The organism is Rhizobium redzepovicii, assembly GCF_019793435.1.
GTDB lineage: Bacteria > Pseudomonadota > Alphaproteobacteria > Rhizobiales > Rhizobiaceae > Rhizobium > Rhizobium redzepovicii.
The window spans coordinates 234,246-243,028 of record NZ_JAILYH010000011.1 but is presented as its reverse complement, the minus strand read 5'-3'; the positions used below and the strand labels follow the sequence as shown (position 1 = coordinate 243,028).

General features: G+C 61.7%; 7 protein-coding genes. 5 read left to right on the top strand and 2 right to left on the bottom strand.

Going from position 1 to position 8,783, the window contains the following annotated elements:
* A partial coding sequence (locus K6N12_RS19515) for a hypothetical protein (protein ID WP_222148941.1) occupies nt 1–339 on the top strand: 339 nt, incomplete at its 5' end.
* Between the two features lies 1 nt (nt 340).
* Nucleotides 341–967 carry a class I SAM-dependent methyltransferase gene (locus K6N12_RS19510; protein WP_097628151.1) on the top strand — a complete coding sequence of 209 codons (627 nt, stop codon included), beginning with the start codon at nt 341–343 and terminating at the stop codon, nt 965–967.
* 259 nt (nt 968–1,226) lie between these two features.
* On the opposite strand, the gene carA is transcribed toward K6N12_RS19510, so the two are convergent.
* On the bottom strand, nt 1,227–2,432 hold the full coding sequence (gene carA, locus K6N12_RS19505) for a glutamine-hydrolyzing carbamoyl-phosphate synthase small subunit (RefSeq protein WP_097628309.1): 1,206 nt from the start codon (nt 2,430–2,432) through the stop codon (nt 1,227–1,229).
* A gap of 270 nt (nt 2,433–2,702) precedes the next feature.
* Between carA and K6N12_RS19500 the strand changes: the two genes are divergently transcribed.
* Nucleotides 2,703–3,155, top strand: a complete 453-nt coding sequence (locus K6N12_RS19500) for a GatB/YqeY domain-containing protein (RefSeq protein WP_049736298.1) — start codon at nt 2,703–2,705, stop codon at nt 3,153–3,155.
* A 109-nt stretch (nt 3,156–3,264) separates the two neighbouring features.
* On the opposite strand, the gene K6N12_RS19495 is transcribed toward K6N12_RS19500, so the two are convergent.
* The gene (locus K6N12_RS19495; RefSeq protein WP_097628152.1) at nt 3,265–4,152 is read right to left on the bottom strand and encodes a hypothetical protein; all 888 of its coding nucleotides are present in this window, start codon (nt 4,150–4,152) and stop codon (nt 3,265–3,267) included.
* A 673-nt stretch (nt 4,153–4,825) separates the two neighbouring features.
* Here K6N12_RS19495 and dnaG point away from each other — a divergent pair.
* Both dnaG and recQ read left to right on the top strand, forming a co-directional pair.
* Complete coding sequence (gene dnaG / locus K6N12_RS19490; RefSeq protein WP_097628153.1) at nt 4,826–6,826, top strand: DNA primase; 2,001 nt, start codon at nt 4,826–4,828, stop codon at nt 6,824–6,826.
* The gene (gene recQ / locus K6N12_RS19485; protein WP_131711519.1) at nt 6,826–8,691 is read left to right on the top strand and encodes a DNA helicase RecQ; all 1,866 of its coding nucleotides are present in this window, start codon (nt 6,826–6,828) and stop codon (nt 8,689–8,691) included. The genes dnaG and recQ overlap by 1 nt, the downstream gene beginning before the upstream one ends.
* The last annotated feature ends 92 nt before the right edge of the window (nt 8,692–8,783 follow it).

The window sequence follows — 8,783 nt, the reverse complement described above, 5'->3', positions numbered from 1 at the left end:
CGTTCCGGTGGAGGTTACGGTCGTTCCCGAGCCCCAGACATACGAGGAGGAATTCGTGATCTAAGCACCCGCATGGGGCGGAATGGCGGCTTTTGGCGCAACGGCGAGCCGCGTTGTCACTGCGTCAGCAGCAATAGCGACGGGCGGCTCGATGACCATTATAAGGGCGCATTGCCGCCCGGCAGCATCGGCAATCGATCGGTGGTGCCTCTGATCGCATTTCTGTTAACTTTGGAAGCAAATCGCCCGCGATGTCACCAACTGCCGAAGTGTGAAAGGCGCAACGGGCTGATGGGCCTCTCGCTCATCGAGCCTCTTCTCTTGAAGGAGGAACACTAGGATGAGCACCGACCGGGAGACCGTGCGGTCCTATGATACAGTCGCGGCGGAGTACGCTGCCGAGGCCGCGGCGATGCCCGAATGGGTCGCGACCGAGATCGATGTGTTCGTGACCGGGCTGGGTGGCTCGGGCAGGGTGCTGGAGATCGGAAGCGGTGGCGGGCGAGATGCACTTGAGCTTGAGAAGCGGGGGATTAGCGTCCGGCGCACCGACATTTCGAAAGGTTTCGTCGAACTGCTTCGCGAGAGTGGCTTCGCGGCCGACCTGTTGGACCCGCTGACCGAAGACTTGGCCGACCCGCAGCGTCCTGGCACAGCGTACGACGGGATCTGGGCCTGTGCCTGCCTGATTCACGTCGCGCGCGATGATTTCGGTACGGTGCTTGGACGGCTTGCCGAGGCGACCCGGACCGGTGGCCGACTGCACGCCTCGGTTAGAGAGGGCGACGGCGAGGATGTGTCCACACACGGCGGTGCTGCAGCGCCGCGGCACTACGTCGAGACGTACTGGCGCGAACCTGCCCTGCGGTCCGAACTCACCGACGCCGGCTGGATCGTCAGCGAGGTACGTCGGTGCGTCGGAAGGCCTCATGATCGGTGGTTGAGCGTTCGGGCGAGCCGGGCGTGAGGCACACAGACCTTGAGGGAATGGCCGCATGTGGCGCGACTATGAACTTTAGATGGTCACCAATGTCTGCTCTGCTCCCGGGCGAAGGCAAAGATCGCCTCTGTGGTCGATATGAAGGCGCAAAGCAGCCTTATTCTTCTATAACGAAAAAAGACCGCTTCGGCAGATAGCGGTCCTTCCTCTCATTGCTGTCTTCAAGATTCAAGAGATTCCACACCACGTTAGTGGCGGGCCTTTGCGAAATCGGCAGTTCTTGAAATCAGCGTTCGGCGAGTGCCGGTTCGCCCTTCTTCTCGCGCACCATGTTGATGAAGCGGCGGAAGAGATAGTGGCTGTCCTGCGGGCCGGGGGAGGCCTCCGGATGGTGCTGGACGGAGAAGACCTGCTTGCCGAGGACGCGCAGGCCGCAATTGGTGCCGTCGAAAAGTGAAATGTGAGTCTCTTCAACGCCATCGGGCAGCGACTTCGAGTCGACCGCGAAGCCGTGGTTCATCGAGACGATCTCGACCTTGCCGGTCGTATGATCCTTGACCGGGTGGTTGGCGCCGTGATGGCCCTGATGCATCTTCTCGGTCTTGGCGCCGAGGGCGAGCCCCAGCATCTGATGGCCGAGGCAGATGCCGAAGACCGGGATATCGGTCTTAACAAGGGTCTTGATCACGGGCACCGCATATTCGCCGGTTGCGGCCGGATCGCCCGGGCCGTTCGACAGGAAGATGCCGTCCGGCTGCATGGCGAGCACGTCTTCGGCGCTCGTTGCGGCCGGCACGACGGTGACCTTGCAGTCGAGACCGGCAAACAGCCGCAGAATGTTGCGCTTGACGCCGTAGTCGAGGCAGACGACGTGGTACTTCGCGTCCGCTGCGGCGAGTTCCCCATACCCTTCATTCCAGACCCACGGCGTCTCGGTCCATTGCGAGGACTGGCCCGACGAGGCGATCTTGGCAAGGTCGAGACCTTCGAGGCCGCTCCAGGCCTTGGCTTCGGCCTTCAGCGCCTCGATATCGAAGACGCCGTTCGGATCGTGGGCGATGACCGCGTTCGGGGCGCCGTTCTCACGGATCCAGGCGGTCAGCGCGCGCGTGTCGATGCCGCAGAGACCAATGACGCCGCGCGCCTTCAGCCATTGGTCGAGATGCTTGGCGGCGCGGTAGTTCGAAGGGTCGGTGATGTCGGCCTTGAAGATGACGCCGACGGCACCGTGGCGGGCGGCAGGCGTCAGATCCTCGATGTCTTCATCATTCGTCCCGATATTGCCGATATGCGGAAAGGTGAAGGTGACGATCTGGCCGAGATAGGAGGGGTCCGTCAGGATCTCCTCGTAGCCGGTCAGCGCCGTGTTGAAGACCACTTCGGCCTGGACCTTGCCGGTGGCGCCGATGCCCTTGCCTTCGATGACTGTGCCGTCGGCAAGAACGAGCAGGGCGGTCGGCTTTTCGATTGTCCAGGGTGCTGTCGCGGTCATCTTCATCCCGTTTCCGGCGGCCGGCGCGCGTTGCCGCGCTCGTCGCCATTTGATCTCGCAGGCGTGTGGACACGGCAATGCCGCGCGCTTCAGGCCTGATCACGAATTTTGGTGCAGGTGGCGGTAAATAGCCACGCAATCGCGTAGCGTCAATCTTTGTAGCGGAGATTGCCGCCGTTTTCCTGCGCTTTATCGCGGCGACCGCGCAATTTATTTGATCCGCCGCATCAGCGTGGTTTATGAAGCGGCATCAAAACAGGAGTGAAGACCATGCTGCGCGATCAACTCGCCACCCAGCTGAAAGAGGCGATGAAGGCCAAGAATGCGGAGCGGCTTTCCACCGTCCGGCTGATTCAGGCCGCGGTCAAAGATCGCGATATTGCCAATCGCGGCACCGGCAAGGAGCAGGCGAGTGACGACGAGATCCTGCAGATTCTGGCCAAGATGGTGAAACAGCGCGACGAATCGGCAAAGATCTACGAGGAGAATTCCCGGCCGGAGCTTGCCGCCAAGGAGCGCGCCGAAATCACCGTCATCCAGGATTTCATGCCGAAGCAGCTTTCGGACAGCGAAGTGCGCGCCAATGTCTCGGCGATCATCGCCGAGACCGGTGCTGCCGGCGCCAAGGACATGGGCAAGGTGATGGCCGCGCTCAAGGAGCGTTATGCCGGCCAGATGGATTTCGCCAAGGCGTCGGCGACCGTCAAGGAACTGCTGAGCTAATACATGTCGCCCGGAAGTGTGCAGCGGTTCCGGGACAACGACATGCATCAAAATAAAGGATTAAAGCGCAAGGAGCGATCTGAAAAATCGCGACGCGCTTTAAGCCGGCTCAGACCACGCGTCTTGCCTGCGGTTCGTCTAGGACCGCAGGCCCGAGCACCGCTTCGGCTGCAGCATCGATTATGGCGAATTTCGCCGCCTGATAATTCCAATATTCGAGAATGAAGCGGCCTGACAGCCAGAAGTCGCCCTTGCGGGAGGGTTCTGTCCAGCCGACGCTTTCCATATTTGCGGCTTGCGTCAGAAGCCGCTTCAGGTGGGTGTTGGAGATCATGAACTGTTCGCGGATTTCCCTGAGCGACAGAGGACCGACCACGACACGTTCGGCCGTGCGAGGAAATTCCGGAAGCCGCGAGATCAGGTAGTCCATCACCAGGCCGCCGGTATTTGCCCAGTTGAAGAGGTTGAAGGTGGGGCCGGGATTGCGCACCGCTTCGCTCCCGATGATCGACCTGGCGATGCGCGGCTGGATCGCTGCCATCATCGCCGAGGGGTCGGCGCTGACCTTGCCGGCGCGTTCACCGCCGTCGAGGCTGTCGAGGATCGTCAGATGGGCGACGAGCCATCGGGTGAAATGCTGCTCGGCAGTTTCCGTGGGCTCCAGATAGCGCGTGCGCTTGTCGGGGCCGGGAACCGGCCGAAGGAAACGATAGGCCAGCATTTCCTGCATGAAGGCTGCGGCCGTATTGCGGCTGGCGATGTCGTTCCTGACCGCGAAATCGATGAAGCGGCCGGAATAGAGGCCGCTCTTGCCGTCGTCGGGTTGGCCGTAGTGAAGCGCAAAGCCGGCATGGGCCATCAGCCAGCGCTGTTGTGCGGCGAAAATCGAGGCGATGCGCGGGCTCTCACGATAGATCGTGAGCATCTGATCGGCGCAATGCAGGATCGCAGCGAGAAAGCGATCGTCTGCTGCAAGAGTTTCAGCGGTAAAGGCCATGTAAAAGAGGTCCAGGAAATTCGGCGCATACTTCTTTCACGCAAGCCCCGCCTGTCAACGGTTTTGTCAATAATCGGTTAATTTCAAAAGGGAATTTGTATCAGGGGAAGCCAAAAATTTAAGAAGGCAGGAGCTGGGGGCGCTCCTGCCTTCTTGCTCTTTGCTTCCGCCGGCAAACGCAGGGCCGAGGCCCAAGCCGGAGGGTATTTGCAAAGGCACCCTTGCGAAGCGGCGCCGGGGGTAGGGATGGTGCTTCGCTCGGGGATCGCTTTGTTGAGATCGAACCTATTGCGGTGCGGCGGCTTATTCAAATTACAAAAAAATAATGATTGCCGAAAACGTCGTTTTTGGAGGCTTCGAAGCGAAGGCTCGCGTGGCGGCGCCAGGATAAGGCTGGGCCATCGACGCAGGTGATAAGCATCTGTTTTAAAACGGTTTACCTTGGCTTCATCAAAGGCCAGTACTCATGCCGAGACATTTGCCATGGTTGAATTTCAACGCTTGAAAGACAATAGTGTCGCACCCTGTCGCAGGGGGCGATAACGCGTTTTTGATTGGATAACCGACGCCCCGAAGGACGGCTGCACTTGCCTGTGAATAGCGGGTTTTCGTGACAAGTTTCGTGGCATGAAGCGGCAAAGCAGCTTATATGGAGGCTGGCCAAGAGGTATAAATGCGCTTTTCCAACACTTTTCTCGATGATATTCGTGACCGCGTTCCGATTTCGAACGTGATTGCGCGCCGTGTCAGCTGGGATAAGCGCAAGACCAATGTGTCGCGCGGCGATTACTGGGCCTGCTGCCCGTTTCACGGCGAGAAATCCCCGAGCTTCCACTGCGAGGACCGGAAGGGCCGCTATCACTGCTTCGGCTGCGGCGTCACCGGTGACCACTTCCGCTTCCTCACCGAGCTTGAGGGTCTAAGCTTTCCCGAGGCGGTCCAGCAGATCGCCGATATGGCCGGCGTTCCGATGCCGCTTGCCGATCCTGTGATGGAGAAGCGCGAGAAGGAACGCGGCTCGCTGATCGACGTCATGGAAATGGCGACACAATTTTTCCAGGATCAATTGCAGACGGCGAATGGGGCGAGGGCGCGCGCCTATCTGCGCGACCGCGGGCTAACCGGGCGCACCATCGAGACCTTCCGTCTCGGCTATGCGCCTGACAGCCGCAATGCGCTGAAGGAATTCCTCGCCGGCAAGGGCGTCACCAAAGAGCAGATCGAGGCTTGCGGCCTGGTTGTTCATGAAAACGTACCGGTGTCCTACGATCGCTTCCGCGACCGCATCATGTTCCCGATCCTCTCGTCGCGCGAAAAGGTGATCGCCTTCGGCGGCCGCGCCATGTCATCGGATGCGCCGGCGAAATATCTGAATTCCAACGAGACGGAACTCTTCCACAAGGGCAATGTCCTTTATAATTTCGCCCGCGCGCGCCGCGCTATCCAGGGGCCGGGCCGCGGCGATGCTCAGGACGAGAATGCCGGCGGCACCATCATCGCCGTCGAAGGCTATATGGACGTGATCGCGCTCTATCAGGCGGGCATCGAGAATGCGGTGGCGCCGCTCGGCACGGCGCTCACCGAAAACCAGCTCGAGCTGCTTTGGAAGATGGTGCCGCAGCCGGTGCTCTGCTTCGACGGCGACGGCGCCGGCATTCGCGCTGCCAATCGCGCCGCCGAACTGGCGCTGCCGCATTTGAAGCCCGGCCGTTCCGTCCGCTTCGCACTTTTGCCTGATGGCAAGGACCCGGACGATCTCGTGCGCGATGACGGCCGCGCACCCTTCGACAAGGTGATGAGCCAGGCCAAGCCGCTGTCGGAGATGCTGTGGAGCCGCGAGATCAATACCGGCAAGTTCGACACGCCCGAGGCGCGCGCCGAACTCGAGGCGCGGCTGAAGCAACTGGTCGCCGTCATCGCCGACGAGAATGTGCGCCGTCATTACCAGCAGGATATTCGCGACCGGCTGAACGTCTTCTTCCAGCCGCAGTTTCAGAACCGCAACAATGGCGAGCGCCGCGGATTCAGCGGCAATTCCCGGCCTGGCCGCGACAATGCTGTTAAGGCAGGGCCGAAAAGCCCCAGCCTTATTTCCGACCGGCTCGCCCGCTCAGGCCCGGTGCGCGGCCACAGGGACAATACGGCGCTGCGCGAAAGTGTGCTGGCGCTCACCATCGTCAATCATCCGTCGCTGATGATCGACGATTATGACGAGATCGCTGCGATCGATTATGACAGCCGCGAGTTGAAGCAGCTCTGGTCGGCTGTGCTTGGGGCAGCGGCTGCCGTCGCCGGCCCGCATCTGACGCGCGAATATCTGACCGAACGGCTGGAATTCGAAGGCTTCGCTCCGCTGATCAAGAACCTCGACCAGCAGGTGCGCAATGCCAGACTCTGGACGGCAACCGAGGAGGCGGCGATGGAGGATGCGCGTGAGGGTTATCGCCAGGCGCTCGCCTTCCATAAACGGGCAAAGGCGCTGCGCCGGCAGAAGATGGAACTTGAACGCGAGATTGCGCTGGCGACCGAAGCCGGCGACGGCGAGGCGATCGTTCAACTGATGCGGGCCCAGCAGGAAGTGCATTTCGAAGGTGTGCGGCTTGAGAACCAGGAGGCGATCATCGACGGCTTCGGCGTGCTCTCCGGCCGCGTCAAAGGGGCGGCGAACCACTGATGCCGCAGACCGAACGGAACGAACCGGGCTTTTCCGCCTCCGACGCGCTGTTTTCCGCCGGCCGCGCGCCGCTCGATATTCTCAAGCAGGTCTATGGTTATTCCTCCTTCCGCGGCAAGCAGCAGCAGGTGGTCGAACATGTGGTATCGGGCGGCGATGCGGTGGTGCTCTTCCCCACAGGCGCGGGCAAATCGTTATGCTTCCAGATCCCGGCGCTCTGCCGCGATGGCGTCGGCATTGTCGTTTCGCCGCTGATTGCGCTGATGCGCGATCAGGTGGAGGCGATGAAGCAGCTCGGGATCCGCGCCGCCGCGCTCAATTCGTCACTGTCGCGCGAGGAGTTCGTCGAAGTCCGCCGCGCGCTTTCGGCCGGCCGGCTCGATCTTCTCTACGTGACGCCCGAGCGCATTCTGACCGATGGTTTCCGCGAGCTGATCGCCAACGAGAAGATCGCGCTGTTTGCGATCGACGAGGCGCATTGCGTCTCGCAGTGGGGGCATGATTTCCGGCCGGAATATCGCGCGCTCGGCCAGCTTGGCGAGCAATATCCGGGCGTGCCGCGCGTGGCGCTGACGGCGACCGCCGATCCGCATACGCGCGACGACATTATCGAGCGGCTGGGGCTCGACGCTGCCCGGACCTTCACCACCAGCTTTGACCGGCCGAACATCGCTTACGAAATTGTCGAGCGCGATCAGCCGCGCCAGCAGCTGTTGCGCTTCCTGTCCGGCCACAAGGGAAACAGCGGCATCGTCTATTGCCTGTCGCGCGCCAAGGTCGAGGATACGGCCGAATGGCTGAACGGCCAGGGCGTACGCGCGCTTGCCTACCATGCCGGCATGGACAGGGCGGTTCGCGACGCCAATCAGGATGCCTTTCTGAAAGAGGAAAACCTCTGCTTGGTCGCCACCGTCGCCTTCGGCATGGGCATCGACAAGCCGAATGTGCGGTATGTCGCTCATCTCGACCTACCGGGTTCGGTGGAGGCCTACTACCAGGAGACCGGGCGCGCCGGCCGCGACGGCCTGCCGTCCGAGGTCTGGATGGCCTATGGCATGGCCGATGTCATCCAGCGCGGCCGGATGATCGACGAGGGCAGTGCTGCTGCGGAGATCAAGCGGGTCGAGCGCGCCAAACTCAATGCATTGCTTGCGATCTGCGAGACCGCTTCCTGCCGCCGCCAGGCGATCCTTGCGCATTTCGGCGAGGCGCATGCCGGACAATGCGGCAATTGCGACACTTGCCTGAAGCCGGTCGAGACCTGGGAGGGCACGGAAGCGGCGATCAAGGCGCTGGCCGCGATCTACCGCACCGGTGAACGCTTCGGCGCCGGCCACGTCATCGACGTGCTTATCGGCAACGTCAACGAAAAGACCGAGCGTTTCGGCCATGTCGATATGCCGGTCTTCGGCGCCGGCAAGGATATTCCATCGCGCACCTGGCAATCCGTCTACCGCCAGCTGCTTGCCATGGGGCTGATCCGTGTCGATCACGAAGCCTATGGCGCGCTGAAGCTGGAGCCGGAGGCGCGCGCCGTCTTCAAGCAAGAGCGGCAGGTGTTCTTCCGCAAGGACCGCCCGGCCTCCGAACGGCGCACGAAGAAGGCGGAGCGCAGCGAGCGCAAGTCGGGACTGTCGGGCGCCGACGGCGCTCTGTTCGAGGCGTTGCGGGCCGAGCGCATGGCGATCGCCAAATCGCTCGGCGTGCCGCCCTATGTCGTCTTTCCCGATACGACGCTGATCGCCTTTGCCACGGAAAAGCCGAGGAGCCGCAAGGAGCTGCTTGCAATATCGGGCGTCGGCCAGGCGAAGCTCGAGCGTTATGGCGATGCGTTCCTGGAGATCATCCTGGCGCATGACGGTTGAAAGGATCGGGCGATGTGCCTGCCGATCTCGGCCCGGCGCTGAACAAGACAAGCCGATGGCGATATGCTAACCCGGAAGCTATAAAAAACATC

What these genes read in the sequence shown, in the direction of transcription:
- K6N12_RS19510 (WP_097628151.1), top strand. Translation starts at nt 341, where the DNA reads ATGAGCACCGACCGGGAGACCGTGCGGTCCTATGATACAGTCGCGGCG.
- K6N12_RS19495 (WP_097628152.1), bottom strand. Translation starts at nt 4,152, where the DNA reads ATGGCCTTTACCGCTGAAACTCTTGCAGCAGACGATCGCTTTCTCGCT.
- carA (WP_097628309.1), bottom strand. Translation starts at nt 2,432, where the DNA reads ATGACCGCGACAGCACCCTGGACAATCGAAAAGCCGACCGCCCTGCTC.
- dnaG (WP_097628153.1), top strand. Translation starts at nt 4,826, where the DNA reads ATGCGCTTTTCCAACACTTTTCTCGATGATATTCGTGACCGCGTTCCG.
- recQ (WP_131711519.1), top strand. Translation starts at nt 6,826, where the DNA reads ATGCCGCAGACCGAACGGAACGAACCGGGCTTTTCCGCCTCCGACGCG.
- K6N12_RS19500 (WP_049736298.1), top strand. Translation starts at nt 2,703, where the DNA reads ATGCTGCGCGATCAACTCGCCACCCAGCTGAAAGAGGCGATGAAGGCC.